Raw genomic sequence first — 26,414 nt, 5'->3', positions numbered from 1 at the left:
TCCTCGGCGAATTCGGCGCCCGATTCTACCGCGGCCGGATCACCCCGGATTCGGTGACGATGGCGTCGAGCGGCACGTCCCACTCGGCGGCGGCCAGCGCGTCCACCCGCTGCACATCGAAGGCCAGGCCGATCAGCCGCGGCTTGCGCCAGTGGCGGTGCCGCAGAAAGGCGAAGCTGCGGTCATAGAAGCCGCCGCCCATGCCCAGCCGGTTGCCGGCCGGGTCGAAGCCGACCAGCGGGGTGATCACCACATCCATGGCCTGCGCCGGGTAGTCGGTACCCACGGGTTCCGGAATACCGAAGTGGTTGGCGCGCCACATCGGCGCATGCCACGGGCGGAAAACCAGCATCTGATTGCGGACAACCGGGGCAAAGTACCGGCGGCCGGGGTCGGCAAGCGGTGCGGGGTCGATCTCGGCGCCCACGCCACGGTAGATTGCGATGGATCGGGCGCGGGTGAACTCGGGCAGGCGGCACAGCCGTGCCAGGGCGCGATCGGTGGCCCGCTGTCGCTGGCGTGGTTCGAGCCGCCGTCGGGCGGCCTGCAACGACCGCCGCAGGCGCTGACGCGCGTCGGGATCGTGGCTGTCTGGAAAAGTCGGCATCTCCCGCCTGTGCCGTCGGTGGCCTGTGACCTTGAGACAAACGCTCAAGTGGGGCCAACCACGTCGCCTTAGGCTTTCCGCTGCGAGGCGGACCTGCTCACCAGCGATGCTTCATGACCCCGGGTTTAATACTTAGGCTCAAGGGGTACCCGGCAACCGTCGAACACGGCAGGAGAGCCGAACGACATGCTACTCGCCGCTACCGGTTGTCATCAAGCGCGGATTCGATGCGCAGCTGCAACTGGGAGAGCCGGTCGCTGGCTTCGTCGTCGACGGGGGCGCGCTTGCGGCGCTGTTCCATGTCGAGCAGATCCCGCGCCATGTTGAGTGCGGTCATTACCGCGATGCGCTCCATCCCCAGGGTCTTGCCCTTTTTCTGGACGGTGGTCATCCGGCGGGAGAGATATTCGGCGGACGCCAGCAGCGCTTCACGCTCGCCCTCGGGACAGGCGACCTGGTAGTCGCGCCCGAGGATGCGCACGGTGAGCTGGGTCTGATCGCGGGAGGCGGATGTCATGAGTCGGACACCTCGGCCTCGGCTTCGGCCTCCAGCGCCTTGAGCCGCTCGGCCAGGGACCGCAGGCGCTGGCTGGTCTGCTCGCGCAGCGCCTGGTGACGGTTCTCGAGCTCACGATGACGGGCCTGGAGTTTCTCGTAGGCCGCCAGCAGCTCGGTGAGCCGATCCTCGAATTGATAGATGTCGAACGCCGCCATGACCGCAGGACTGTAAACGATGCGCCGAGTATAGACCGGAGCCGCCCCGGCGAGGCAAATGCCGACCCGGCCGGGGCCGGGTCGGCGGTCGGGCATTGACGACCTAGCGTACGAGCAGGAACAGCGCCCCGTTGCCCCGGCGCACGTGCAACAGCAGCTGCTGGGCGTCGCTGTTGACGAGTTCGCGGAAGGCCTCGAGGGAGTCCACCGGCCGGCGGTTGACCGAGGTGATGATATCGCCCGGGCGCAGGCCGGAAGAGGCAGCCGGGCTGCCACGTGCGATGTCGAGCACCGCCACGCCTTCGATCTCGCCGGCCAGGTCGTGATCCTCCGGAATGGCGCCGATCTTCGCGCCTTCCAGGGCAGGGAAGCCGCTGTCTTCGCTACCGGCGCTGGCCTGGCTGTCGTCGGCCTTGCTCAGGGTGGCGGTGACGTTGCGGGTCTCGCCGTCGCGCAACAGCTTGATGCGCACCTTTTCGCCGGGTGACCGCAGCCCGATGGCATTGGCCAGTTCCGAGAAGTCCTTGATGTCATTGCCGTTGATGCCGGTGATCACGTCGCGTTCCTTGATGCCGGCCTGGTCCGCGGGGGAGTCTTCCACCACCTGGGCAATCAGCACGCCCTGGGTCTCGTCAAGCCCCATGGCGTCGGCCAGCTCATTGGTGAGGTTCTGCCCCACCACGCCCAGCTGGCCGCGACGGACCTCGCCGAATTCCATGATCTGCTTGACGACGGTGCTGGCAATGTTGGTGGGAATGGCAAAGCCGATGCCGATGTTGCCGCCGGAGCGGGACAGGATCGCGGTATTGATGCCGACCAGCTCGCCTTCGAGGTTGACCAGGGCCCCGCCCGAGTTGCCGGGGTTGATCGAGGCGTCGGTCTGGATGAAGTCCTCGTAGCGGTTGCCCAACCCGTGGCGGCCCAGGGCGCTGACGATGCCCGAGGTCACGGTCTGGCGCAGGCCGAAGGGGTTGCCGATGGCCACCACGAAATCGCCGACCCGGAGGTTATCGGAGTCGGCCACCGTGATTTCGGTGAGATCGTCGGCATCCACGCGCAAAACGGCGATGTCGGAATCCGGGTCGGTACCGACTACTTCGGCCGTCAGTTCGCGGTCATCCTGAAGCCGCACGGTCACTTCGTCGGCTTCCTGAATCACGTGATTGTTGGTCAGGACGATGCCCTCGTCCGCATCGACAATCACGCCCGAGCCCACACCGCGCGGCTGCTGCGGCTGCTGTTCATCCGGGATGCCGAAAAAGCGCCGGAAGAACGGGTCGTTGAACATCGGATGATCCGGCGTCTGGCGTGCCTTGCCGGTGACCTGGATACCGACCACGGCGGGCATTACCTCTTCCAGCATCGGCGCGAGCGTGGGCGGATCACCGCTCAGGCCCGCGGGCAATTCGGCATGGGCGGCGGGTACGAAGGCAAGGCCGGTGGCGGCAAACCCCGCCAGCAACAGCGAACGGATCGTCATGGATGAATCCTTGAAGCTTGTGGAATGAAACCCGTCGGGCGGGCGTCAGTTACCCGGTCTGACCATGAACGCCGCGGGTTAGTTTCAGCGCAGCCGCGGGTTCAGCGTGTAGGTGCCGGTGACCGAGGCGGTGGCCAGCACGTGATCTTCCAGCACGGCCAGTAACTCCGGGCCGGTGAAATCGCCCTCGACCGGACAACGCGGCAGGTCGGTGGCGATCAGCCGAAACTCGTAGCGGTGCGGAATGCTGTCGTTCCAGGGCGGGGCCGGGCCGTCATAGCCGTAGTAATGGCCGCCCAGGTCGGGATCGCCGGCAAACCAGTCGGTGTAGGTGTTCAGGCCCTGGCGGGCACCGGCCGGGCCGGCGGGCTGGCGCTTGCCACCCGGTGTGACCTCACTCGCACACGCGCCGGCATCGATACCGCCGGTATCGGCCGGCAGATCGACCATCACCCAGTGGAAGAAGTCCACCCGCGGCAGGTCCGACGGCACTTCGCGGTCTTCCTGATTGACGTCATCGGGCTTGCTGGGCGCGTCGGGGTCGATGCACAGCAGCACCAGCGACTGCGTGCCGTCCGGCACGCCCGACCAGGCCAGATCGGGATTGTGGTTGTCGGAAAACCGGAAATGGTTATCCGCGTCCGGCTGCGCAAAGGCGTAGTGATCGGGGATCGGCTGGCCGTCGGCGAACGCGGTGGTGGTCAGTTGCATCACGCTTTCCTCGTGGGCGAAACCTGATCGGACACTGGGGTCGGATGCTCCGGCACGCAAGCCACTGGTTAGAACCGCGACAGCACGCGCTGCAGGGTGGATTCCACCCCGCTGGAAAGCCGCTCGCGCAGGCTCTGGCGGGTCTTCCAGCGCACTTCGTAGATGGCCCGTTCGTCCTTCGCCGCGGTCAGTAGCAGGTCATCGCTGGTGCCCACGGCGTCGATCAGGCCGAGATCCAGTGCCTGGGTGCCATGCCAGTGTTCGCCGGTGGCCACGCGGTCGACGTCCAGATCGGCCCGGTTGTCCGACACGAACTGCTTGAACAGGCCATGGGTGGATTCGAGTTCCTCGCGGAACTTCGCCCGGCCGGCATCGCTGTTCTCGCCGAACATGGTGAGCGTGCGCTTGTGCTCGCCGGCGGTGTGCATTTCGATGTCGACGTTCTTTTCCTTGAGCAGCCGGTTGAAGTTGGGCATCTGGCCCACCACGCCAATCGAGCCGATGATGGCGAAGGGTGCGGCGACGATGCGGTCGGCCACGCAGGCCATCAGATAGCCGCCGCTGGCAGCCAGCTTGTCGACCGCGGCGGTGAAGCGAATGCCCCGGTCGCGCAGCCGGCGTAGCTGGGAGGCAGCCAGGCCGTAGCTGTGTACCAGCCCGCCGGCCGATTCCAGCCGCAGCAGGACTTCATCCTCGGCTTCAGCCACCTGCAGCACGGCGGTGATTTCCTCACGCAGGTTGGTCACCGCCGAGGCGCGGATATCGCCGTCGAAATCGATCACGAACAGCCGGCCCTTGTTGTCCGGCTTGCCCAGCTTGGCCGCCTTGGCCTTCTGCTTGGCCTCGGCCTTCTGGCGCTTGTCGCGGGCCTTGCGGGCCGGCTTGTCGAGCAACTCGTCCTGCAGCGTGTCGACCATGCGGTCGAAGCGCTGATTGACGTTGTGGATTTCCAGGCCGTCGCCGCTGATCTGGCGCGACTGCTGCACGGCACCGGCGATCCAGGCCACCAGCAGGCCGATCACCGCGACCACGGTCACGGCCTTGGCCAGGAACAGGCCGTACTCGGCGGCCAGCGAAATGAGAGTTTCCATGATGCTCCGGGCGGGGAAAACGCGAAAGTGTAACGGCTTGCACCCGACCCTGTGCGGCCGGGCATTCGAAATCGGGCGTACTCAGCGATTGTCGGCGAAATACTGCCGGCTGACCCGGAACACCACCGGGCCCAGCAGGATCAGGGCAATCAGGTTGGGCACCGCCATCAGCGCGTTCATCACGTCGGCCACCAGCCAGACCATGCCGAGATTGGCCACCGCGCCCACGAATACCGCCACCACCCACAGCAGCCGGTAGGGCATGACCACGCGCGGGCCGAACAGAAACTCCGCGCAACGCTCGCCATAGTAGGACCAGGCCAGCAGGGTGGAGAACGCGAAGATCACCAGGCCGAAACTCACCAGCCAGCCGCCCGGGCCGGGCAGGCCCTGGGTAAAGGCGGTGGCGGACAGTTGCGCGCCGGTCTCGCCGCTCTGCCAGGCGCCGGTGACCACGATCACCAGCGCGGTCATGGTGCAGACGATTAGAGTGTCGATGAAGGTGCCCAGCATCGCCACCACGCCCTGGCGCACCGGATCGCGGGTGCGGGCGGCGGCGTGGGCGATCGGGGCGCTGCCCAGGCCGGCCTCGTTGGAGAAGATGCCCCGGGCCACGCCGAACTGAATCGCCATCAGCACTCCGGCGCCGGCGAATCCGCCCGCGGCCGCGGTACCGGTAAAGGCATCCGTGACGATCGTGCCCAGCGCGCCGGGGATGGCCGGGGCGTTGACCAGCAGGATCACCGCGGCGCCGGCCACGTAGACGATGGCCATGAACGGCACCAGTTTTTCCGCCACCCGCGCCAGACGCTGGACGCCGCCGATGATCACCACGAACACCGCCGCCGCCATCACGATACCGGTCAGCCAGGTGGGCACGGACAGCGACTCGTGAAACACCTGCGCCACCGAGTTCGACTGCACCGTATTGCCGATGCCGAACGCGGCGATCATGGCAAAGAAGGCAAAGGCCCCGCCCAGCCAGGCCCAGCGCGGGCCCAGTCCGTTGCGGATGTAGTACATCGGCCCGCCCACGTGGGCGCCGGTGGCGTTGACCTCGCGGTACTTCACGGCGAGCACCGCCTCGGCGTATTTGGTGGCCATGCCAACCAGCGCGGTCACCCACATCCAGAACACCGCGCCGGGACCGCCCAGGAAAATGGCAGTGGCCACGCCGGCGATGTTGCCGGTGCCGACCGTGGCCGACAGCGCCGTGGCCAGGGCCTGGAACGGCGTGATGTCGCCCGCGTCCTCGGCGGCGGCGCGCCGGCCCGATAGCGCCAGACGAATGCCGAACCCCAGCTTGCGCCAGGGCAGCAGACGCAAGCCCAGGGTCAGATAGACACCGGTGCCCAGCAGCAGGGCCAGCATCACCGGCCCCCACAGCCAGCCACTCAGGGTTTCCAGAACGGTCGTGATCATGGCGCTACCCCAGTAACGTGTTGATCAGGATGAAACCGATGCCCACCGGCGCCACCACCCGCAGAATCCACAGCCAGACCCGCGCCAGCGGTAAGGGCGCGCGGCCGTCGTCGGTGGCGGCGGACACCGCCGCCGGCCCCATTACCCAGCCCACGAACAGGGCGATGAACAGGCCGCCCAGCGGCAGCAGCAGATCGGTCAGGCGCGTCATCCAGTCCAGGAAGGAGACGTCGGCGAACACCAGACCCTCGACGGCGCCCTGGGACAGCGCACTCGGTACCCCGGCGAGAAAGCAGGCGATGGCGGCGGCGAACGTGGCCAACCGACGGCTGAGCGACCATTCATCCACCAGATAGGTGACCACCACCTCGAGCAGCGATACCGACGAGGTCAGCGCGGCCACCGTGAGCAGGGTGAAAAACATTACGCCGAACAGGGTGCCGGCCGGCATGCTGGCGAAAACGGCGGGAAGGGTCACGAACGCCAGTCCGGCGCCTTCTCCGGGGTCGAGGCGGAAGGCGAAGACCGCCGGCAGAATCATCAGGCCGGCCAGCAGTGCCACCGTGGTGTCCAGCGCCACGATGCTCAATGCCGAACTGGGCAGCGCCTGCTGGCGGGACATATAGGAGCCGTAGGTGATCAGCGCTCCCATGCCCAGCGACAGCGAAAAGAACGCCTGGCCGATGGCCGCGCCCCAGGCGTCGGCATCCAGCCGGCTGAAGTCCGGGGTCAGATAGAAGCGCACGCCTTCCATCGCGCCGGGGAGGGTGACGGACCGGACCACCAGCACGATCAGCAGCAGGAACAGCAGCGGCATCAGCAGCTTGGCGGCACGCTCGATGCCGCGACCGATGCCGCCGACCACCACCAGCGCGGTCAGCACCATGAAGGCTGCCGCGTACACCACCGGCCGCACGCCTTCGCCGATGAAACCGGTGAACGCATCGCCTAGCGCCTGGGGATCGGTCGTGGCCAGGGCCCCGGACGCCATGTAGCCCACGTAGGCCATGGTCCAGCCGGCCACCACGCTGTAGAAAGACAGGATCACGAAACCGGTGAACACGCCCAGCATGCCCACCAGGGGCCAGGCTCCGCCCGCCAGTTTCCGGAAGGCGCCGATGGGGTCGCGCTGGGCGGTCCGGCCGATCACCAGTTCCGCCATCACCAGGCTGACCCCGAACAGGAACACCAGCCCCAGGTACACCAGCAGGAAGGCGCCCCCGCCGTTGTCGCCGGTGACATAGGGGAATTTCCAGATGTTGCCCAGCCCCACGGCGGAGCCGGCGGCGGCCATCACGAAGCCCGCGCGCGAGCCCCAGTGCTCCCTGGTCATGCGGTTATCCCCCAGTGGTTGACGGGTGAGTCAGCGTACGTTCCGAGTGTAGCCGAACCCATTGCGCCGCTTCAGTGGCTAGCGCAGGGCGCCGGCGCGAAGACGAGCCAGATAGTCCCGATACGCGGCAATCGCCCGCGGGGCCAGTAGCAGGGTCAGGGGCAGATTGATGCACAGCATGAGAGCCACACCGAATACGCCCACGGCATCCAGTTCCCGAGCGCCGTCCACCCAGCCGGCACAGGCCAGCCAGACCATCGCGCAGAAACCCAGGCGATAGGGCGCCACCCAGTTGTCGCCCGCCAGATAGACCACCCCCTGTTCGCCGTAATAGCTCCAGGTGATCATGGTGGACACGGCAAACAGCCAGATCGCCAGGGTGATCAACCACTGGCCGAGGCCCGGCACGGCGGTGTCGAAGGCGCGGGCGGTGAGCGTGGCGCCGGTGTAGTCCCGGTACAGACCGGCATCCACCAGCTCGGGTGACGAGTCGGCGGTGACCGATTGCCAGTCGATCACTGGTCGGTCGTCATTGGCGCGAACCTCGCCGAACACTCGCTGGCGTTCGCCCGCATCCGCATTGACGATGACGAATACCCGGTCGCCGGTGTTTAGCGTCTGCTGGTCATCCATCGGTGCCGCCGAGTCGGCCAGCGTCCAGGCGCCGCTCCCGGTTGATTCCCAGCCCGGTGCCGGATCGAGCTGCAGGCTCGCATCGCGCTGCCAGATACCGGTCGACAGGATCACCAGCGCCGTGATGGTGCAGACCACGAGCGTGTCCACGAGCGGTTCCAGCCCGGCGACGATGCCCTCGCTGACCGGTTCCGATGTTTTCACCGCAGCGTGGGCGATGGGGGCCGTGCCCAGACCAGCCTCGCTGGAGAACAGGGCTCGCTTGAGCCCCCAGATGAAGGCCATGGCCATGCCGCCACCCAGGAACGCGCCGGTGCCCTCGGTGTGGGAGAAAGCACCGCGGAAGATGGATGCCAGCACGCCGGGCAGGGTGTCTGCCTGCAGGGCGAGCACGACCAGACCGGCGGTCACATAAAGCACGGCCATGCCAGGCACCAGCCAGCCGGCCACCGCCCCGATGCGCTTGACCCCGCCCAGCGTGACCAGTCCCACCACCACCGCCAGAATGCCGCCGGTGACCAGCGGCGGCACGCCGAAATAGCTGCGGGTGGTATCTGCCACGCTCCAGGACTGGAACACTGCATTGGCGGCCAGGGCATTGGTGATCAGCGCCACGCAGAACAGCCCGCCGATCCAGGCGCCGGGCCGGGTCAGGCGGGCCGACAGGGTGGGCAGCCCGCGTCTGGCCACCCACATGGCACCGCCGTGCGGGTTGTCCGGATCGTCGGTATTCCGATAGAGCATGGTCAGCGTGACCTCGACCATCTTGATCGCCATGCCCGCCAGGCCCACCACCCACATCCAGAAGATCGCCCCGGGCCCGCCGAACTCCAGCGCCAGCGCCACGCCGGCGATGTTGCCCAGCCCCACCGTGGCGGACAGGGCAGCCGACACCGCCTGGAAATGGCTGATGGCGCCGCTGCCCTTGCCGGTGTCGTAACGCCCGGTGATCAGTGCTACCCCGTGCGTCAGTGCCTTGAGCTGGCCGGCACGCGTCCACAATGTGAACAGCGCGCCGACGGCCAGCAGGGCAATCAGCACCGGGGCGGAGAACACCGCCGCGTTGACGCCGTTGACCAGAGCCAGCAGCCAGTCGAACAAGTCCCGCATGAATCCAGCGTAAAGGATGCCCGGCGCGCGGACTACGGTAGCTGTCATCTTCGCGCGGCGATCCCGGCGTCAGGTTTTCCGCCAGGACACGATTGCTGGCACACGACCGACGCCAGCGCCGTTGCCGGCAAACTTTTTTCGCCGTACCCCTTGAAACCTGTTGGCCAGGCTCCATCCTTAGCACTCGCCACGAGGGAGTGCTAACAATCCCTTGCGGCGCCGGCATCGTCCGCGGGCGGGTGCCGGACCAAGGGAATTCCAGACAATTCAGTCAATCGACAACGAGGAGAAGGGTGGTATGAAAATCCGTCCTCTGCAGGATCGCGTCGTGATCAAGCGGCTTGAAGAAGAACAGACCACGTCCGGGGGCATCGTGATTCCGGATTCGGCCGCCGAAAAGCCTCAGCGGGGCACGATCACCGCGGTCGGCAACGGCAAGGTGCTCGACAACGGGGAAACCCGCGCGCCGGAAGTCAAGGTGGGTGACACCGTGCTGTTCGGCAAGTTCTCCGGCACGGAGATCAAGCTCGACGGCGAAGACGTCCTGGTGATGCGCGAAGACGATCTACTGGCGGTGCTGGGCTAGAACGCCCCCACCGCTTTTTTACTGGGCAATCGCTTTAACCAACGAATTCAAAGAGGAAGCTAGAAATGGCTGCCAAGGAAATCAAATTCGGGGAAGACTCGCGCCAGCGACTGATGCGCGGCGTCAACACCCTGGCCAACGCCGTCAAGGTCACGCTGGGTCCGAAGGGCCGCAATGTGGTCATTGACAAGAGCTTCGGCTCCCCCACCGTCACCAAGGACGGTGTCTCCGTGGCCAAGGAGATCGAGCTTGAAGACAAGTTCGAGAACATGGGCGTGCAGATGGTCAAGGAAGTCGCTTCCAAGACCTCGGACGTGGCCGGCGACGGCACCACCACCGCTACCGTGCTGGCCCAGGCCATCGTCCGTGAGGGCATCAAGGCCGTATCCGCGGGTATGAATCCGATGGAGCTAAAGCGCGGCATCGACGCCGCCGTGAAGGCCGCAACCGACGAGCTGGCCAAGCTCTCCAAGCCCTGTAGCGATGAGAAGGCCATCGCGCAGGTCGGCTCGATCTCCGCCAACTCCGACGAGGCGGTCGGCAAGATCATCGCCGACGCCATGAACAAGGTCGGCAAGGAAGGCGTGATCACGGTCGAGGAAGGCTCCGGTCTTGAGAACGAGCTGGACGTCGTGGAAGGCATGCAGTTCGACCGCGGCTACCTGTCGCCGTACTTCATCAACGACCAGCAGACCATGCAGGCGGAGCTCGAGAATCCGTACATCCTGCTGTTCGACAAGAAGATCTCCAACATTCGCGACATGCTGCCGCTGCTGGAAAGCGTGGCCAAGCAGAACCGTCCGCTGATGATCATCGCCGAAGACGTGGAAGGCGAGGCGCTGGCCACCCTGGTGGTCAATAACATGCGTGGCATCGTCAAGGTTGCCGCCGCCAAGGCGCCCGGCTTCGGTGATCGTCGCAAGGCGATGCTGGAAGACATGGCCGTGCTCACCGGCGGTCGCGTGATTTCCGAGGACCTCGGCATGAGCCTGGAAAAGGCCACGCTGGAAGACCTCGGCGAAGCGTCCAAGGTGCAGGTTGGCAAGGAAGACACCACCGTCATCAGCGGCGCCGGCACCAACAAGGCCATCGAAGCCCGTATCAAGCAGATCCGCGCGCAGATCGAGGAATCCTCCTCGGACTACGACAAGGAGAAGCTGCAGGAACGCGTGGCCAAGCTGGCCGGCGGCGTGGCCGTGATCAAGGTCGGTGCTGCCACCGAAGTCGAGATGAAGGAAAAGAAGGCGCGTGTCGAGGACGCCCTGCATGCCACCCGTGCCGCGGTGGAAGAAGGCATCGTCCCCGGCGGCGGCGTGGCCCTGCTTCGCTGCACCAAGGCGCTGGAGAAGCTCGAAGGCACCAACACCGAGCAGAACGCGGGCATCCGCATCCTGCGTCGGGCGGTCCAGGAGCCCCTGCGTCAGATCGTCTACAACAGTGGCGCCGAGCCGTCCGTGGTGGTCAACGAAGTGCTCTCCAAGAAGGGCAACTACGGCTACAACGCGGCCACCGGTGAATACGGTGACATGGTCGAAATGGGCATTCTCGACCCGACCAAGGTCAGCCGCACCGCGCTGCAGAACGCGGCCTCCATCGCCGCGCTGATGCTCACCACCGAGGCCTGCATTGCCGACGTCCCCGATGACGACGACAAGGGCGGCATGCCCGGCGGCATGGGCGACATGGGTGGCATGGGCGGCATGATGTAGTAGCCGTCAGCGCACAAATCGCGCAGACTAATAAGCCCTGCCGGCATACGGCGGGGCTTTTTTTTAACGGCTCTCGGCTACGGTTGTTGTGACTGGACCGAAAATTCGTGCTCCGAGTCGGCAATTGAATCCTTCTTAAGTAAAAGTGATCACACTCTCCTGACGATTGATGCCACTTTGAGCGTGGGATTATCGGGTCAAAAACCGATATCTTGGACGTCTCGCGAACGCCGTACCAGAGGGCAGGACATGAAAAGAAAACTCAGTTTTCTTGCGAATAAATTTGGAAAAAAGAAAAAAGCTCGGCGTGATCTGAGTCGTTTGAAGAGCGATACGGCTTCATTCTTCAGTTATATTTTGCAAAAAAATTGCCCCTCCGCAGTGAGTCACTCTCAGATCAGTCAGGATATAGTTGCTCTGATTTCGAGTAACTTCAAGCGCGGTGGCTATTTCGTTGAATTTGGCGCTACCAACGGTATTGATCTGAGTAATACGTACATGCTCGAGCAATGTTTCGGCTGGCATGGGATCCTGGCCGAGCCGGGCGTAATTTGGCACGAAGACTTGGTCAGAAACCGATCGGCGCACATTGATTTCTCATGTGTTTGGCGCGCCACGGGCGAAATTCTGGACTTTGACTTGGTAGAAGAGGCTGAACTCTCAACTCTGAAGGAATTGTCGAGCTCCGATAGTCATGGCTATCAGAGAACTAAATCGGTTCCGGAGAAAGTCAGTTCTATTTCTCTCGAAGATCTCTTGAGGAAATATGATGCACCGAGGCACATTGATTATCTTTCGGTCGATACCGAGGGTAGCGAGCTGGAAATTCTGAGAAACTTCAATTTCAACAATTATGATATTAGTTTTATTAGCTGCGAGCACAACTACACCAAAAATCGTGAAGCTATAAGCGAACTCCTAAAAGGCTACGGATTTTCTAGAAGATTCGAGGAATTGTCGAAGTGGGATGATTGGTACTTTAGAGACTAATCTCATTGCGGAAAGAGATTTTTTAGTTGATCCCGAAATCGTTTTGACCCTATGAGCGCAAAGGGTCATTTAGTCGGTATTTTTGGCGTTGTCGTTTGATCGATAAAGAAAAGTGTCAAAAGAAAAAACACCACTTGTAAGTATTGTCGTTCCGAGCCTGAATCAGGGACGTTTTATCGAGCACACGTTACGCTCAATTGTCGAACAGAGTTATAACCGTTGGGAGTTGATTGTCATCGACGGCGGCAGTACTGATGGCACATTGGATGTCATCGAGCGCTACCAGCATCATATTCATTACTGGGTATCTGAGCCGGACAAGGGGCAGGCCGACGCCATTCAGAAGGGGCTGGATGTCGCCAATGGTCAAATATTCAACTGGATCAATTCAGATGACTGTCTGGCGCCTGGCGCATTGGAAGTGATTGCCGGCGCGCTGGGTGATAACGATTTGTTGGCCGGCACAACAGTTAATTTCTCTGCCACGTCTAGATTTCGCACCATTAGTCGTAACATAGACGCGTGGAGCTTGATTGCGGATGGCTTGGGCAGTAAGTGCAGTTGGCACCAGCCCGCGCTATGGGTCCGGACCGACAAACTGCGATCGATTGGCGGCATCGACACCACGATGGACTACCGGTTTGATCTCGATCTCTACGTGCGCTATCTCGTGAGGTATCCGAGGGTAGTTTATACGTCTGATGTACTTGCTTATTTCCGTATTCATCCGGATTCGAAGACGAGCACGTCTCAGACGTCCTTCCGTCGGGAACACTACCAGGTGATCGAGAAGCTGAGGAATAACAGTCTTTCGTCTGTCGGGACTCTCCAGGTGGAGCGGCTGCTTCGAAGCATGAGGTGGAAGGATCGACTCGTGGATATCATGCTTGGGGCGAAAGGCCGGAGATTGCGGGCAGTTCGTCTGATCTTGTCTGAGGCGCTGTCAGAGCCTTGGCGAATTACCAACCGTTACACTCGCCGCTATCTTCGGCGATTGCTTTTTCGGCGAAATCTCAAGCACTAGGCTGGATTTCGGTGAATGCGTGTCAGCGCTTCGTACCGTCTACCGCTTGCTCCGTACGCATACCCATCTGTATGTGAAAGTCGGGAGTTTCGCTTCTGGATGATTTGGATTTTTTAGTGCCATCGCTCGGCGGAATGGATCATTCCTCGCGTTCTCGCCGTATTTGAGGGTGCCAAGGCCTCTCCTTCGATGTTCGGCCCAAAGCACCGTTTTGCCAATCTCTGGTTATTGTGCACCGCTGCCTTCAGCGTCAGGACTAATGCCGGAAGAAGAGCAGGTTCGTGCCTGCTGCGCTTGTGGCCAGGTCCGGTGAAGCGCCAGTATCCCCAGATACAGTAGCCAGATGTAATAGGTAAAAAGCTCCCGGAACTCCCCAATACTTGTGGTTAGATAGTTGGGTTTTGGCGGGGCTGTTTCTTCAAGATAATGAGCGGTATCGGATACCACAATTGCGGCAATTAGAGCCAGAGTGAACATGCGGCTCGGTCGAAGAAACTCGATCCAGACATTGCGGCTGCGCGTTCCGGCCCACGCGAAAATAACGAACCACAGTGCCATCACGATATCGCCGCCTATCTTGAAGACATCCAGATAACGGTCATTGTCGATATTGTGCAGGCTGAATTTGGGCTGTTGTGATATGTCCCAGCCGCTCAAGAGCCACCAGTAATGGGTGCCATAGTCGATTTCTTCCAGCAGCATGAATATGCTGCCAGCCAGAATTAATGCAAAGAATTTGCGTTCCATCGGGAACGAACTGTTGAGCATTCGCCACCCGATAATCCCGATGATGGCTGCCAACAATACGTTCTGCAGGTTTTCCAACAGGCCGAGTTCCCGATTGAACTGCGGGGCCAATAGCGACATCAGCCAGTCCACGTTCGAAAAATACATGGCTACGAGACAAGCCATGACCAAAGTGGGTGCGATCCAGTACAGAAGGTGGCTTCGCCAGTTCATGTAGCGGGGTCCTTAGTTCAATGGTTACGCGCATGGTATTGCAGCCGCCCCTTTAGCGCACGTTGCACGGCCGTTGTCCGCGCCCGGTTGCTTATTGTCCGAGGGCGAGCCGGCTAGGCTGTGAGAATCGCGCTGACCTTTTCAAGGACATCATCGACGGGAATCATCCGTGCCGCCTGATCATGCCTGACCTGGGTGCCCCACCGCATGTCCTGCGAGGCTTTGCCGAGAAATCGGCGGGCCGCCTCATCGTGGTAATCCACCGCCCATTGCAGGCTGCCATACGGACCGGTGCGGCTGCTCGGACTGAAGACATGCAGGGCGATGACCGGCAGGCCGCTGGTGTTCGCGAAGTGGGCGGGGCCGGAATCCGGTGTAACGAGCAAAGTGGCGTTTTCCAGAACCGCCAGCAGTCCCTTAATGGATGTGCACCCGATTAGATTCAGTGCCGATCCCTGCATCATGCCGGTAATGGCCTTGCCCAGTTGTTGATCGTTGTCGGCTGGCCCGCCGATAAGCGCGACGCGCAAGCCGTGGCGCGCAATGGCGTAATCGGCCACCTCGGCGTAACGTTCCGGCGGCCAGTTGCGTCCCGGGTCGCTGGCGCTCGGGTTGATAAGCATGGTCGGTGGGCCGGGCGGCAATAACTGTCTAGCTTCTTCCCGGGCCGCGCTCGGGATCGGTACCGACCAGTCCATGTGTCGGTTGGTGATTCCGAGCGTTTCCAGTTGAGCGAAATAGCCCTCGATCATATGTGGTCCGCTGGCAGGTCCGCTCAGCGCATCGACAAACCAGGCGTGGCCGTCGCGTGCGCGTAGCGCCTCGCAACCCAGGCGAAGATCCGCATTGATGTGCCGGCTGACCAGGTTGGCGCGCAGCGATGGATGGGCATGGAGCAGGACGTCGAATCGCCGCCCGCCGAGCTGGCGGTTCAGTTTGGCGTTGCGCGACGGATCCCGCTTGTCATAGACGATGAACTCGATATCCGGCAAGTCGCCGAGCAGGGCGAACTCGGCCTTGCCGATCACCCAGGTAATGCGGGTATCGGGCCACTCGCGTTGCATGGTGTGGATGGCCGGTACCAGGTTGTAGCAGTCGCCCAGAGCGGACAGGCGCAGCAGACAGAGAGTCGCCGGCGGCGCATCCAGCGGCAGCTTGCGGCGACGCAGACCGATCCCGTGGCCGAGGCTGCGGCCGATGACGGTAGCCATGTTCATGCGCAGTTTCGGACGGAGTCGCGGGGCAGGAATTGCATTCAGCAAGGATACCCGCCGTGGCTTGATTGACGTACCCCCGCCGATCGAATTGCGGCAGCCGGGATAGCCGGCGGCCCGGGGCACCGGTATTCTCCGCGGCTGACGGGCGGCGCGTGATGCTGTCCGACTCCGGCTGGATTCTTCGAGGTCGACTACCCGTGAAAGCGCCGCGACACGCCTATCCCTACGAGGCCCCGCCCGGCTCCGCGGCGGTCGCCGGCGTATTGCCATTGGCCTGTGCCGTGATCACCCATGATGAGGCCGATAACATCGGCCGTTGCCTGGCTAGCGTGGCCGGACTGGTGTGCGAGATCGTGGTCGTGGACTCCGGCTCCACCGATGCGACCTGCGAGATTGCACGGGAGTACGGCGCGCGTGTCATTCACCGAGACTGGGCCGGGTTTGCGGCGCAGAAGCAGTTCGCAATGGATCAGTGCAGCCAGCCCTGGCTGCTGTCCCTGGATGCCGACGAGGCCCTGGAGCCGGCTGCCCGGGCGGCAATAGAGACCGTGTTTGCTGGAGGAGGCGAGCCGACACACGCGGGCTACGAGATCAATCGCCTGACCTGGTATCTCGGCGACTGGGTGCGCCACACCTGGTATCCCGAATGGCGCCTGCGGCTGGTTCGTCGCGACCGGGCGGCATGGCGGGAATACAACGGACACGATCTGCTGACGGTGCATGGTGAGACTGGCCGACTGAGTGGTCATCTGCTGCATTACACCTATCGAGATCTGGAACATCACATGCAGCAATCGATCGGCTATGCCCGTATGTCGGGACGGCAACTTGCCGAGAGCGATCGGCGCATCCCGGTATCGAAGCTGGTCTTCTCGCCGCTGGGACGTTTCATCCGGTTGTATCTTCTCAAGCAGGGCTGGCGCGACGGCTGGCGCGGGTTGCTGCTGGCGTTCAGTTCGGTGATGTCGGCGTTTCTCAAGTACGCCTTTGCGCTGGAGGCGAGGCAGGCGCGCAATAGGGCGAAGAACTCGCCGGGCGATGACTCGTGAGACGCCGCCGGTTGCAGCGGCGAACGGTGGCGACGACCGTCATCCTGACCAGCTATAACCAGCGCGAGGTATTGCCACTGGTGCTACAGGCGCTGGCGCGCCAGAGCGTACCCCTGGACGAACTGATTCTGGCCGACGATGGTTCCCGGGACGACTCGCCAGCGGTTGTTCAGGCCCAGGCCAGGGAACATGGCCTGCCGCTGACGGCGGTGCTGACCCAGGAAGATCTGGGATTTCGCAAGGCCACCATTCTCAACGCCGCCATCCGGGCCAGCCGCGGGCAGCAGATCGTGTTTCTGGATGGTGATGTGCTGCCGGCCGGTGACTGGCTGGATGCGCACCGGTCGCGGTTTCGCACCCGCGCGTACCTCGTGGGTAGCTATGCCAGGCTGAGTTTGCAGGAAAGCCGGTCTTTCCACGTCGATAACGTTGCCTCGCGGCTGGATGAACTCTGTCGGCATCAAGGGCACGATCGCTGGTTCCGACGGCATGATCTGAAGGCCCGCTGGTATGCCCTGACGCGGAAATTCAATCGGCCCCTCCTGCACGGCGGCAACTTTTCCGTCGACCGCGGTGTGCTGTTCGGTGTGAACGGCTTTGACGAGCAGTTCAACGGTTTCGGCGGCGAGGATTCGGATCTGCGCTGTCGCATGAATCTCTATGGCGCCCGCCCGGTCAGCGCCATTCACGCGGCCAAGGCCTTCCACCTGGAACCCGAGCCCGCGACTGGAGAACGCCCCAGTGCCATTGCCGACCGGCGGCCTTACAGTGAAAGCCCCTATCAGGCACTGAAGGCAACGCGGGTCTGGGCGGAGCAGGGCCTGAGCTGGAAATCACCGCCAAACGGCGAGCTTGCTTCAGAGGGCCAAGCGTGACGGGTGAGCCGATCAGTCGTTTCGGCTAAGCAGGAACGCCCCTAGCCGACGCCCTACCGCGGCGTAGTCAATCGACGCCATGTCGAACGGATCGGCGCCAGCCGGCGGGATGAAGGCGAAGCGATGGTCCTTCGGGGCCAGCGTCTGCCAGCGTCGCGGCCCGGCGGTGGGCAGGCTGGGATAGAAAGTGGCGGTCGGCCGGGCCAGGGCGCCGGCCAGATGGGCGGGGCCGGTCGAGCCGCTGACAAACAGGTCCGCATGGCGCAGATTGGCCGCGAAATCGACCAGGCCGCCCTGCGAGTGGTAGACCAGCGGCGACAGGTCGGCCATGGCCGTCGCCAGATGATTGGCCAGTGGCAATTCATCGGGCCCGGCCGTGATCACGAAGCGGCAGCCGCCGATAGCCAGCTCGCTGGCGACGCGGGCGTAGTCGGCAGGCGTCGGCGCCGGGGCGGAGCCGCCGCTGCCCGGATGGATGAACACCCAGGGCGCCTCGGCATCCAGTCCGTGTTCGGCCGCGAACGCGGTGCGGCTGTCGGCAGCCGAGTCGCGGAACTGCAAAAACGGCGCGCGCGGGACCGATCCCGGCTCGCCACCGGTCTGCCGGATCAGGTCATGGGACAGATCCAGGTTGTAGGCCCATTCCGGCTTGACCGACGCCGACCGGCGCTGGACCACGCGATGGTTGTAGAACACCTGCGCCAGCTTGCTTGACGGCCCCAGCCGCAAAGGAATGCGTTGCCGCCACAGGGCGAAGGCGTTCGGAAAGTCGGAAAAATAGCTGATCACCGCCGCCGGGCGCGCCCGGCCGGCCCAGCTGTCGCGGTCGAAACGGCCACGGCCGTCGACCACCGGCAGCGCCCACACGTCGTCGACCAGCGGACAGGCCGATACGATGGGCGCGGTGTAACGCGATACCGCCGCGATAACCTGTCGATCGGGCCAGTGTTGCTTGATCGCGGCAAACGCGGGCAGGGTCAGCAGCACATCGCCGAGCCGGTCGGGACGCAGGAGTAGAATCGCCCCCTCGGGCAGTCGGTCAACGGTAGCGGGCACGGGAGATCACGGGTTGGGGATGCGGATTCTGGAAGTCTGTTTTGCCGATGGCAGCGGTGGCCTGGAATTGTATGCCGCGCATACCAGCGTGGCGCTGCAGTCGCGCGGTCACGAGGTGCTGACACTGGCCACCGAGGATACGTTATTCGCCCGTCGCTGCTCGCAGCCGGGCTGGCTGGCCGGTCGCGGCAGCTGGTCGCGCTGGCGGCTGTTGCGTCGCGCGCTGCGGGAATTCCGCCCGGACGTCCTGCATCTGCATCATCGCGCCGATTTCGCCCTGTGCTCACTGGCCTGCCGCCTGGCCGGGCGGGCGCGGCCGGCGCTGGTCTACCATCGGCACATGGAGTTGCCCGCCTCGCCCAAAAAGGACTGGTATCACCGCCAGCTCTATGCCCGGGTCGACCTGCTCATCGCCGTGACCGAGCGCATCCGGCGAACCGCGGTCGAGATGCTGCCGCTGGCGTCCGAGCGCATCGTGGCGCTGCACGCCGGGGCGCCCGGGCTCGATGGCCCGCCGCCGCCCGTGGATCGCGGCGGCTGCTGTCTGCGGGCCGGCTCGTTCTCGCGCATCGAACGGCGCAAGGGTCAGGACACCCTGATCCGCGCACTGGGCCGGCTCAAGCGGGAGGGCTACTCGGTGCAGTTGGCGCTGGCCGGCCAGGTCCATGACCCGGAGTACTACCAGTCCCTGCAATCTCTGGCCGAGACTGAGGGAGTCGCCGATCAGATCGAGTATCTCGGGTTTCTGGACCATCCCCAGACGGAAATGGCGCGCTGTGACGTCAACCTGCATGCCGCCGAGATCGAGACCTTCGGGCTGGTGATCATCGAGTCCATGCGGGTCGGGGTGCCGGTGATCGCGGCGGAATCCGGCGGCGTGACGGAAATCCTGCAAGACGGTGACAACGGTCTGCTTTACGCCCCCGGCGACGATGCCGCGCTGGCGGCACATCTGCGACGCCTCGTCGATGCGCCGGCCGAGCGCGAACGGCTGGCCCGCCGGGCCGGCGATGACGCCGCCGATCGCTTCTCGACAGAGGCGCACTACGACCGTCTGGAAGCCCATTTCGCCGCGCTTCTATCCGCGGCCCCCGCGACCGGAGACGCAGCATGAGCGCCGATCAGCCCGCCGCGCCCGCGGGCGTGTCCTCGGCCACCGTCGACCGGGTGGCAACCGCCAGCGAGTTCGCCTGCCGATGGATGCTGGCCCGGCCGGAGCGTTTCGCGGAACTGGTGACGGCCGAGGCGCTGACGACGCCAATGGAACGGGCCGAATTGGATACGGCCGCCGGATCCCTTGGCGAGGCGGCGGATTGGCTGGCGGCCTGCCGGCAGCTACGTAACGAATGGCTATTCCGCATTGCCTGGCGGGACCTGACCGATCAGGCGGACCTGGACGAAACGCTGACGTCGTTGTCCGATCTGGCCGACGTCTGTCTCGAGGCGGCGCTGACCCGGGCGGAAACCGAACTGGCCGAGCGGCATGGCCGCCTGCTCGACGACCAGAGCCGGCCGCAACGGCTGATCGTGCTCGGCATGGGCAAGCTCGGCGGCCGCGAACTCAACTTTTCCTCCGACATCGACCTGATCTTTGCCCATCGCGGCGCGGGCGAGACCGATGGTGATCGGCCGCTGGACACCGCCGAGTACTTCAAGCGGGTCGCCCGCCGGTTGGTCCAGCTACTGGCCGAGCAGACTGCCGATGGCTTCGTGTACCGCGTCGATACCCGGCTGCGACCGTTCGGCGACAGCGGGGCCCTGGTGGCCAGCCTGCCGGCGCTGGAGCAGTACTACCAGACCCACGGGCGCGAATGGGAGCGCTACGCCTGGATCAAGGCGCGCCCGGTGGCCGGTGACATGGCGGGCGGCAAGCAGGTGATCGACATGCTGCGGCCGTTCGTCTACCGGCGGTATCTCGATTACAGCGCGTTCGAATCGATCCGCGACATGAAGGCCCTGATCAAGCGTCAGGTCGCCCAGCGGGGCATGGAAGACAACATCAAGCTGGGCAGCGGCGGCATCCGCGAAATCGAGTTTATTGCCCAGGCCTTCCAGCTGATCCGTGGCGGTCACGAGCCGGCGCTGCAGGATGCCCGCCTGCTTCCTACCCTGGCGCGGTTGGGCGAGCAGGGCCACATCCCCGCACGCGTGGCCCGGGATATGTCGGAGGCCTACCGTTTTCTGCGCCGCCTGGAGAATCGTCTGCAGGCATGGGCCGATCAGCAGACTCATGATCTGCCGAGCGACGATGACCGGCGTCAGCGCCTGGCCGTGTCGATGGGGTTCGACGACTGGGCGGCGCTTTCGCAGGCGGTGACGGACTGGCGGCGGCGGGTGCACGACGCATTCGAGCAGGTGTTCGTGTCGCCCCAGACGGAAGAATCCGGCGACGATGCCGACGACGACATCCTGGCCCTGTGGGAGGGCGACATGGACGCCGGCGCTGCCGCCGAACTGCTGGCGACTTACGGCATCGATGACGCCGAGCCGGTACTGGCGGCAGTGACGCGCCTGCGCGACGACAGTCTCTACCGCGCCCTGGCTGATCGTGGTCAGCGCTGGATGACGCGGCTGCTGCCGCTGCTGTTCGGGGCGGCGGCGGCTACCCCGGAGCCGTCACTGGCCATGCAGCGGTCGCTGCAGGTAATGGAGGCGGTCACCGGCCGCACCACCTACGTGGCGCTGCTGGTCGAACACCCCACGGCGCTGTCGCATCTGGTGCGTTTGTGCGCGGCAAGCCCCTGGATAGCCGAACAGATCAAGGCCCAGCCGGTGCTGCTCGATAGCCTGCTGGACCCGCGTGTGCTCTACCGGCCGCCGCGCAAGGAAGAACTCTCCGCCGCGCTGGCCGAGGAACTGGCGCCCGTGCCCGAGGCCGATCTGGAAAACCGCATGGACCTGCTGCGGCGATTCCGCCAGCGGGCCCTGTTGCGGGTGGCCGCGGCCGATGTCAGCGACGCCATGCCGCTGATGATCGTCAGCGATCATCTCACCGAACTGGCCGAGGTGATTCTGGCCGCAGCGCTGGATATGGCCTGGTCGCAGATGATTGCACGCTACGGCCGGCCGGTAATCGTCGGCGGTGATCGCGATGGAGAGCTGGCGCGTTTCGCGGTGATCGGCTACGGCAAGCTGGGCGGCATCGAACTCGGGTACGGCTCCGATCTTGATCTGGTATTCGTCCACGACAGTCCCGGGGAGCAGGAAACCGACGGCGACCGGCGCAACCTGACCCATCAGGCCTTCTTCCTGCGGCTGGCCCAGCGGTTGATTCACGTGCTCAACACCCAGACCGGCGCCGGGCGGGCCTACGAGGTGGACATGCGTCTGCGCCCCAGCGGCCAGTCCGGTCTGCTGGTCGGGCATATCGATGCCTTTGCCGCCTACCAGCACGAGCAGGCGTGGACCTGGGAGCATCAGGCGCTGGTGCGGTCGCGCCCCGTGGCTGGCGACGAATCGCTGGGTGAGGCCTTTCGGGCGGTGCGGGCCGAGGTTCTCGGCGCCCCGCGCGATCTCGACAAGCTGCGTCGGGAGGTCGCCGGCATGCGCCGCAAGATGCGCGAGAATCTTACCCGGCGCGAGCCCGGCAAGCTCGACCTCAAGCAGATGCCGGGCGGGCTAGTGGATATCGAGTTTCTCGCCCAGTTCGCGGTGCTGCGCCATGCCTGCGATTGCCCGCCATTGCTGCGCTTTTCCGACACCATCCGGATTCTGGAAACGCTGGAATCCGCGCAGTTGCTGGATTACGACACCACCAAGCAGCTTACCGACGCCTACCGTGCCTACCGGATGCGCGTGCACGCCGGGGCGCTGCAGCAGTCACGGGCGATGATCGGGGAGACGGCGCTGCAGGGCGAGCGCGATGCCGTGCGTGCCGCCTGGCAGGCCTGGATCGGCGAGGCCGAGGATCAGCCGGAATCCGGTCCCGACGTCGCGCCCAAATCCAGCCCGTAGGCGTCACGCAGCCTGGCTTCGAACCGCGCCCAGTACAGCCGGATGCGGTTGCGGGCCATGAAAGCCAAGTGGTTGCGGATGGGGATGTAGTCGCGATTGCCGATGTCGTCGATCATCAGCAGGTCCCCCCCGCCGTCCGCGCGCCGGCGGAACACCAGATTGCGCGGCGCGATTTCCTGCGAGATAACCCGGTTGTCGATCAGGAAGCGGCGTAGTTCGTCCAGCGCGGATCGGAGGTCGGCGTTACTGACGGCGTCGTCGGTATCAGGGTTCAGGTAATGCTCCAGCGTCCGCGACACCGACCCGTCGTGGTCTCGAATCAACTCGAACACGTAGCCACGGCCCAGGTTGGTGTCGATCTCCCCGAGCAAACGGGACAGCAGACGCCAGTCCGCGCCGTTCCGTTCCAGCACGCGGTAGGCAGTCTGTTCGCGCTTCCGGTCCTTGGGATCGGGCCGGTGATAGACCTTGATGCAGGCGCTGGGATCCCGCGGGTGAACGTAGCAGGCCCGATGATGGCCGCGGGCCACCAGCAGATCGGGCGTCAGCGTGACCGGGTCGGCGCTCGGGCCTGCCCTTGTCGAGGTCCGGTTGTCGCCCGTGCTCTGATCCATGCGGCGATTATCCCACAGCGCCGGCACGGACGGCCGGGCCGGGGACAGCGTTGGCGCCGAGCGGTACAATTCGCGGCTATCGGTTCTTTCGCGGCCCGGTAATTGCGGTCGCGCTCACCAACGGGTTTCGAACATGCTAGTAGTCACCGGCGGCGCCGGCTTCATCGGCAGCAATCTGGTGGCCGGCCTGAATGAGCGTGGTCGTGGCGACATCGCGGTAGTGGATGACCTGCGCGACGGCCGCAAATCCCTGAATCTGGCCGATCTCGACTTTGCGGATTACTTCGAATTCGACGATTTCGAGGCCCGGCTGCTGGCCGGCGAGGACCTTGGTATCGAGGCGATATTCCACCAGGGCGCCTGCTCCGACACCACCGAGTGGGATGGCCGTTACGTGATGGCCAACAACTACCGCTATTCGGTCAATCTGCTGGACTACTGCCAGGCGCGGGGCATTCCGTTCATCTACGCCTCCTCGGCCTCGGTCTACGGCGCCGGCCCGACATTCACGGAAGACCGCGCCCACGAACGCCCCCTGAACATGTACGCGTTTTCCAAGTTCGCCTTCGATCAGCACGTACGCAGCCGGCAGGGGGCGTTCAAGAGCCAGGTGGCCGGCCTGCGCTACTTCAACGTCTACGGCCCCCGCGAGCAGCACAAGGGCAAGATGGCCAGTGTCGCCTGGCACTTCAACAACCAGATTGCCGCCGACGGCGAATGCCGCCTGTTCGCCGGGTCGGATGGTTACGGCGACGGCGAGCAGCGGCGTGATTTCGTCTACGTCGGGGACTGCGTGGCGGTGAATCTCTGGCTATGGGACTCCGGCACGGCCGGCATTTACAACTGCGGCACCGGCCGTTGCCAGCCCTTCAACGACGTGGCCGATGCGGTGATCGCCTGGCGGGGTGCGGGTGAGAAGCGCTACATCCCCTTTCCGGACGAACTCAAGGGCCGTTACCAGAGCTTCACCGAAGCCGACCTGACCGCCCTGCGTGCGGCTGGTTATCCGCATGAATTCGCCACAGTGGAGCAGGGGGTGCCGCGGTATCTGGACTGGTTGGCGGCGCGGGAGACCTGAAATGACCGCGGATGGTTTGGCTACGCTGATGCCACACCCGGAATACGTCCGCGGTGATCCGGAGGCCCTGGTGCATCTCGATTGGTATATCGAGTGGCGGGGCTGTCCTGAACTGTCCCCCAGGGGCTGAGCGGGAAATATATGCCGTCAGCGCGCCGGATTCTGGTGGTGGGCCCCTCGTGGGTCGGCGACATGGTGATGGCCCAGAGTCTGCTGAAGACGCTGCACGAGCATGATCCGGCCGTCGTGATCGACGTGCTGGCCCCCGGCTGGAGCCTGCCGATCATCGAGCGCATGCCCGAGGCGCACCAGGGCTTCGATCTGCCCACCGGCCACGGCGAGCTGGGCTGGGGTAAGCGCCGGCGCGTGGCCGAGCGGCTGAAAACGATCGGCTATGACCAGGCCATCGTGCTGCCGCGGACGCTCAAATCCGCGCTGGTGCCGTGGTTTGCGGGCATCCCGCGGCGCACCGGATATCTGGGTGAATCCCGTTTCGGGTTGATTAACGACCGACGGCCCTTTAACGCCGAGCGCCTGCCCCAGACGGTGCAGCGCTATGTGGCGCTGGGTCTGCCGCCGGACGCCGCCCAGCCGCCGCCCGTGTCCCATCCGACCCTGACCGTGGACCGCGAACGTCAGGCGATTCTGATCGATGAACTGGGTCTGAATCGCGACGAGCGCTTCGTGGCCTTCATGCCCGGCGCGGAATACGGACCCGCCAAGCAGTGGCCGGTGGCGCATTACGCCGCGCTGGCCCGGGCGCTGGGGCGGCGCGGGCAGCGGGTGCTGATCTTCGGTTCGCCCAAGGATGCCGAGGTGGGCAGCGCCATCGTTGGCGCGGCCGGTGATGCGGCGGTCAATCTGTGTGGTCGGACGCAGCTTGCCGACGTCATCGACCTGCTGGCCCTTTGCGATACCGCCGTGACCAACGATTCCGGGCTGATGCACGTGGCCGCCGCGGTGGGCACGCCGCTGGTCGCCATTTACGGCTCATCCACGCCCGGGTTCACGCCGCCATTATCCGATGCCGCCCGGATTCTGCACCTGGGCCTGGCCTGCAGCCCCTGTTTCGAGCGGCGCTGCCCGCTGGGCCATACCCAGTGCCTGACACGTATCGGCGTGGCGGATGTGCTGGCCTGCCTGCCCGCCTGACAGACCCCGTCGGCTGGCACCGATCCCAACCTCGCGCGTTAATGCTGGCCGGTAGCTAGCCGCCTGTGGTGAAATAGCGGACTTTTGGCGCCGGGCGGCGGCGCAATACGGGACGGAGAACGGCATGGCGACGATGGCGGACCGCGACGGTCTGATCTGGCTGGATGGTGAAATGGTGCCCTGGCGCGAGGCCAAGGTGCACGTGCTCACCCATACGCTGCATTACGGCATGGGCGTTTTCGAGGGTGTTCGCGCTTATGCCACCGATCGCGGCCCGGCCATCTTCCGGCTGGAAGATCACACCGGGCGGCTGTTCCGTTCCGCCAAGATCCTGAACATGCCGATGCCGTTCGACGCGGACACGCTCAACGCCGCCCAGAAACAGGTGGTGCGGGAAAACAGTCTGGACTCGGCCTACATCCGTCCCATGTGCTTCTACGGGTCGGAAGGCATGGGCCTGCATGCGGACGGCCTGAAGGCGCATGTGATGGTGGCGGCCTGGACCTGGGGCAGTTACCTGGGCGAGGACAACATGGTCAACGGCATCCGCGTGAAGACTTCGTCCTTCACCCGGCATCATGTCAACTCGGCCATGTGCAAGGCCAAGGCCAACGGCCACTATTTCAACTCGATGCTGGCGGTCAACGAAGTCTCGGCCGACGGCTACGACGAAGCCCTGCTGCTCGACGCCGACGGCTACGTAGCCGAAGGCAGCGGCGAGAACGTGTTCATCGTGAGCAACGGGGAACTGATCACCCCCGATCTGCGCTCGGCGCTGGACGGTATCACCCGCCGCACGATCATGACCTACGCCCACGAAATGGGCATTCCGATCCGCGAAAAGCGCATGACGCGGGATGAAATCTACGTGGCCGACGAAGCCTTCTTCACCGGCACCGCGGCCGAGGTCATGCCCATTCGCGAGCTGGACAACCGGTCGATCGGCAACGGCAGGCGTGGGCCGATGACCGAGCAGCTGCAGAGCCGCTATTTCGATCAGGTGATGGGCCGGCGTGACGATCACGCCGAGTGGCTGGCCTTCGTCTGAG

Annotated in this window: 24 protein-coding genes and 1 other RNA gene; 11 read left to right on the top strand and 14 right to left on the bottom strand. The window is 64.4% G+C overall.

Features of this window, described 5'->3' with window-relative positions; all coding sequences use genetic code 11:
* Positions 1–25: 25 nt before the first annotated feature.
* The 10 genes from RM531_RS11280 to RM531_RS11235 all read right to left on the bottom strand — a co-directional run bounded on the left by RM531_RS11280 (position 26) and on the right by RM531_RS11235 (position 9,149).
* Complete coding sequence (locus tag RM531_RS11280) at positions 26–607, bottom strand: 5-formyltetrahydrofolate cyclo-ligase (RefSeq protein WP_311659362.1); 582 nt, start codon at positions 605–607, stop codon at positions 26–28.
* Positions 604–785: non-coding RNA, 6S RNA (ssrS, locus tag RM531_RS11275), on the bottom strand. The genes RM531_RS11280 and ssrS overlap by 4 nt, the downstream gene beginning before the upstream one ends.
* Positions 786–806: 21 nt before the next feature.
* Entirely contained in the window at positions 807–1,124 is a 318-nt protein-coding gene (locus RM531_RS11270; RefSeq protein ID WP_311659361.1) for a cell division protein ZapA, read from the bottom strand.
* Positions 1,121–1,321 carry a hypothetical protein gene (locus RM531_RS11265; RefSeq protein ID WP_311659360.1) on the bottom strand — a complete coding sequence of 67 codons (201 nt, stop codon included), beginning with the start codon at positions 1,319–1,321 and terminating at the stop codon, positions 1,121–1,123. Before RM531_RS11265 ends, RM531_RS11270 begins: the two co-directional genes overlap by 4 nt.
* A 103-nt stretch (positions 1,322–1,424) precedes the next feature.
* On the bottom strand, positions 1,425–2,801 hold the full coding sequence (locus RM531_RS11260; RefSeq protein WP_311659359.1) for a DegQ family serine endoprotease: 1,377 nt from the start codon (positions 2,799–2,801) through the stop codon (positions 1,425–1,427).
* Between the two features lie 84 nt (positions 2,802–2,885).
* On the bottom strand, positions 2,886–3,512 hold the full coding sequence (locus tag RM531_RS11255) for a YbhB/YbcL family Raf kinase inhibitor-like protein (protein WP_311659358.1): 627 nt from the start codon (positions 3,510–3,512) through the stop codon (positions 2,886–2,888).
* 68 nt (positions 3,513–3,580) lie between these two features.
* Positions 3,581–4,603 (bottom strand): protease SohB, encoded by a 1,023-nt coding sequence (gene sohB, locus RM531_RS11250; RefSeq protein ID WP_311659357.1) that lies wholly within the window; start codon positions 4,601–4,603, stop codon positions 3,581–3,583.
* Positions 4,604–4,684: 81 nt separating this feature from the next.
* Positions 4,685–6,025, bottom strand: coding sequence for an alanine/glycine:cation symporter family protein (locus RM531_RS11245; RefSeq protein WP_311659355.1), 1,341 nt, complete (start codon positions 6,023–6,025; stop codon positions 4,685–4,687).
* Positions 6,026–6,029: 4 nt separating this feature from the next.
* Positions 6,030–7,358: a sodium-dependent transporter gene (locus tag RM531_RS11240; RefSeq protein WP_311659353.1), complete on the bottom strand. Its 1,329-nt coding sequence runs from the start codon at positions 7,356–7,358 to the stop codon at positions 6,030–6,032.
* Between the two features lie 78 nt (positions 7,359–7,436).
* Positions 7,437–9,149, bottom strand: a complete 1,713-nt coding sequence (locus RM531_RS11235; protein ID WP_311659352.1) for an alanine/glycine:cation symporter family protein — start codon at positions 9,147–9,149, stop codon at positions 7,437–7,439.
* 250 nt (positions 9,150–9,399) lie between these two features.
* Between RM531_RS11235 and groES the strand changes: the two genes are divergently transcribed.
* The 4 genes from groES to RM531_RS11215 all read left to right on the top strand — a co-directional run bounded on the left by groES (position 9,400) and on the right by RM531_RS11215 (position 13,410).
* Positions 9,400–9,687: a co-chaperone GroES gene (gene groES / locus RM531_RS11230; RefSeq protein ID WP_311652852.1), complete on the top strand. Its 288-nt coding sequence runs from the start codon at positions 9,400–9,402 to the stop codon at positions 9,685–9,687.
* Between the two features lie 65 nt (positions 9,688–9,752).
* The gene (groL, locus tag RM531_RS11225) at positions 9,753–11,396 is read left to right on the top strand and encodes a chaperonin GroEL (RefSeq protein ID WP_311659351.1); all 1,644 of its coding nucleotides are present in this window, start codon (positions 9,753–9,755) and stop codon (positions 11,394–11,396) included.
* Positions 11,397–11,645: 249 nt separating this feature from the next.
* On the top strand, positions 11,646–12,386 hold the full coding sequence (locus RM531_RS11220) for an FkbM family methyltransferase (RefSeq protein ID WP_311659350.1): 741 nt from the start codon (positions 11,646–11,648) through the stop codon (positions 12,384–12,386).
* Positions 12,387–12,498: 112 nt separating this feature from the next.
* Positions 12,499–13,410, top strand: coding sequence for a glycosyltransferase family 2 protein (locus RM531_RS11215; protein WP_311659349.1), 912 nt, complete (start codon positions 12,499–12,501; stop codon positions 13,408–13,410).
* Positions 13,411–13,635: 225 nt separating this feature from the next.
* Here RM531_RS11215 and RM531_RS11210 read toward each other — a convergent pair whose 3' ends face one another.
* Together RM531_RS11210 and RM531_RS11205 are read right to left on the bottom strand one after the other, a co-directional pair.
* On the bottom strand, positions 13,636–14,370 hold the full coding sequence (locus tag RM531_RS11210) for a hypothetical protein (protein ID WP_311659348.1): 735 nt from the start codon (positions 14,368–14,370) through the stop codon (positions 13,636–13,638).
* Between the two features lie 113 nt (positions 14,371–14,483).
* On the bottom strand, positions 14,484–15,587 hold the full coding sequence (locus tag RM531_RS11205) for a glycosyltransferase family 9 protein (protein ID WP_311659347.1): 1,104 nt from the start codon (positions 15,585–15,587) through the stop codon (positions 14,484–14,486).
* A gap of 197 nt (positions 15,588–15,784) precedes the next feature.
* Between RM531_RS11205 and RM531_RS11200 the strand changes: the two genes are divergently transcribed.
* Together RM531_RS11200 and RM531_RS11195 are read left to right on the top strand one after the other, a co-directional pair.
* Complete coding sequence (locus tag RM531_RS11200) at positions 15,785–16,636, top strand: glycosyltransferase family 2 protein (RefSeq protein ID WP_311659346.1); 852 nt, start codon at positions 15,785–15,787, stop codon at positions 16,634–16,636.
* A 26-nt stretch (positions 16,637–16,662) separates the two neighbouring features.
* On the top strand, positions 16,663–17,511 hold the full coding sequence (locus RM531_RS11195) for a glycosyltransferase (RefSeq protein ID WP_311659345.1): 849 nt from the start codon (positions 16,663–16,665) through the stop codon (positions 17,509–17,511).
* A gap of 12 nt (positions 17,512–17,523) precedes the next feature.
* Here the strand turns inward: RM531_RS11195 and RM531_RS11190 are convergent, their stop codons facing one another.
* The gene (locus RM531_RS11190; RefSeq protein WP_311659344.1) at positions 17,524–18,567 is read right to left on the bottom strand and encodes a glycosyltransferase family 9 protein; all 1,044 of its coding nucleotides are present in this window, start codon (positions 18,565–18,567) and stop codon (positions 17,524–17,526) included.
* Positions 18,568–18,586: 19 nt separating this feature from the next.
* On the opposite strand from RM531_RS11190, the gene RM531_RS11185 reads away from it, so the two are divergent.
* The gene (locus RM531_RS11185) at positions 18,587–19,681 is read left to right on the top strand and encodes a glycosyltransferase family 4 protein (protein WP_311659343.1); all 1,095 of its coding nucleotides are present in this window, start codon (positions 18,587–18,589) and stop codon (positions 19,679–19,681) included.
* Entirely contained in the window at positions 19,678–22,521 is a 2,844-nt protein-coding gene (glnE, locus tag RM531_RS11180; protein WP_311659342.1) for a bifunctional [glutamate--ammonia ligase]-adenylyl-L-tyrosine phosphorylase/[glutamate--ammonia-ligase] adenylyltransferase, read from the top strand. Before RM531_RS11185 ends, glnE begins: the two co-directional genes overlap by 4 nt.
* Here glnE and RM531_RS11175 read toward each other — a convergent pair.
* Positions 22,476–23,135: a YrbL family protein gene (locus RM531_RS11175; RefSeq protein ID WP_311659341.1), complete on the bottom strand. Its 660-nt coding sequence runs from the start codon at positions 23,133–23,135 to the stop codon at positions 22,476–22,478. The two genes, glnE and RM531_RS11175, sit on opposite strands and share 46 nt — an antisense overlap.
* 133 nt (positions 23,136–23,268) lie before the next feature.
* Between RM531_RS11175 and rfaD the strand changes: the two genes are divergently transcribed.
* From rfaD to RM531_RS11160, 3 genes are all read left to right on the top strand, one after another.
* Complete coding sequence (rfaD, locus tag RM531_RS11170; RefSeq protein WP_311659340.1) at positions 23,269–24,213, top strand: ADP-glyceromanno-heptose 6-epimerase; 945 nt, start codon at positions 23,269–23,271, stop codon at positions 24,211–24,213.
* A 141-nt stretch (positions 24,214–24,354) separates the two neighbouring features.
* A complete protein-coding gene (waaF, locus tag RM531_RS11165) occupies positions 24,355–25,365 on the top strand; it encodes a lipopolysaccharide heptosyltransferase II (protein WP_311659339.1) in 1,011 nt (336 codons plus the stop codon).
* A 124-nt stretch (positions 25,366–25,489) separates the two neighbouring features.
* On the top strand, positions 25,490–26,413 hold the full coding sequence (locus RM531_RS11160) for a branched-chain amino acid transaminase (RefSeq protein WP_311659338.1): 924 nt from the start codon (positions 25,490–25,492) through the stop codon (positions 26,411–26,413).
* Position 26,414 lies beyond the last annotated feature (1 nt).

The organism is Spectribacter acetivorans (assembly GCF_031846305.1).
GTDB lineage: Bacteria > Pseudomonadota > Gammaproteobacteria > Nevskiales > Salinisphaeraceae > Spectribacter > Spectribacter acetivorans.
This window is presented reverse-complemented; position numbering and strand designations above follow the sequence as displayed.

Bases quoted from the DNA above. Each gene is read 5' to 3' on its own strand.
- RM531_RS11280 (WP_311659362.1), bottom strand. From the start codon at position 607: ATGCCGACTTTTCCAGACAGCCACGATCCCGACGCGCGTCAGCGCCTG.
- RM531_RS11270 (WP_311659361.1), bottom strand. From the start codon at position 1,124: ATGACATCCGCCTCCCGCGATCAGACCCAGCTCACCGTGCGCATCCTC.
- RM531_RS11265 (WP_311659360.1), bottom strand. From the start codon at position 1,321: ATGGCGGCGTTCGACATCTATCAATTCGAGGATCGGCTCACCGAGCTG.
- RM531_RS11260 (WP_311659359.1), bottom strand. From the start codon at position 2,801: ATGACGATCCGTTCGCTGTTGCTGGCGGGGTTTGCCGCCACCGGCCTT.
- RM531_RS11255 (WP_311659358.1), bottom strand. From the start codon at position 3,512: ATGCAACTGACCACCACCGCGTTCGCCGACGGCCAGCCGATCCCCGAT.
- sohB (WP_311659357.1), bottom strand. From the start codon at position 4,603: ATGGAAACTCTCATTTCGCTGGCCGCCGAGTACGGCCTGTTCCTGGCC.
- RM531_RS11245 (WP_311659355.1), bottom strand. From the start codon at position 6,025: ATGATCACGACCGTTCTGGAAACCCTGAGTGGCTGGCTGTGGGGGCCG.
- RM531_RS11240 (WP_311659353.1), bottom strand. From the start codon at position 7,358: ATGACCAGGGAGCACTGGGGCTCGCGCGCGGGCTTCGTGATGGCCGCC.
- RM531_RS11235 (WP_311659352.1), bottom strand. From the start codon at position 9,149: ATGACAGCTACCGTAGTCCGCGCGCCGGGCATCCTTTACGCTGGATTC.
- groES (WP_311652852.1), top strand. From the start codon at position 9,400: ATGAAAATCCGTCCTCTGCAGGATCGCGTCGTGATCAAGCGGCTTGAA.
- groL (WP_311659351.1), top strand. From the start codon at position 9,753: ATGGCTGCCAAGGAAATCAAATTCGGGGAAGACTCGCGCCAGCGACTG.
- RM531_RS11220 (WP_311659350.1), top strand. From the start codon at position 11,646: ATGAAAAGAAAACTCAGTTTTCTTGCGAATAAATTTGGAAAAAAGAAA.
- RM531_RS11210 (WP_311659348.1), bottom strand. From the start codon at position 14,370: ATGAACTGGCGAAGCCACCTTCTGTACTGGATCGCACCCACTTTGGTC.
- RM531_RS11205 (WP_311659347.1), bottom strand. From the start codon at position 15,587: ATGAACATGGCTACCGTCATCGGCCGCAGCCTCGGCCACGGGATCGGT.
- RM531_RS11185 (WP_311659343.1), top strand. From the start codon at position 18,587: ATGCGGATTCTGGAAGTCTGTTTTGCCGATGGCAGCGGTGGCCTGGAA.
- glnE (WP_311659342.1), top strand. From the start codon at position 19,678: ATGAGCGCCGATCAGCCCGCCGCGCCCGCGGGCGTGTCCTCGGCCACC.
- RM531_RS11175 (WP_311659341.1), bottom strand. From the start codon at position 23,135: ATGGATCAGAGCACGGGCGACAACCGGACCTCGACAAGGGCAGGCCCG.
- rfaD (WP_311659340.1), top strand. From the start codon at position 23,269: ATGCTAGTAGTCACCGGCGGCGCCGGCTTCATCGGCAGCAATCTGGTG.
- waaF (WP_311659339.1), top strand. From the start codon at position 24,355: ATGCCGTCAGCGCGCCGGATTCTGGTGGTGGGCCCCTCGTGGGTCGGC.
- RM531_RS11160 (WP_311659338.1), top strand. From the start codon at position 25,490: ATGGCGACGATGGCGGACCGCGACGGTCTGATCTGGCTGGATGGTGAA.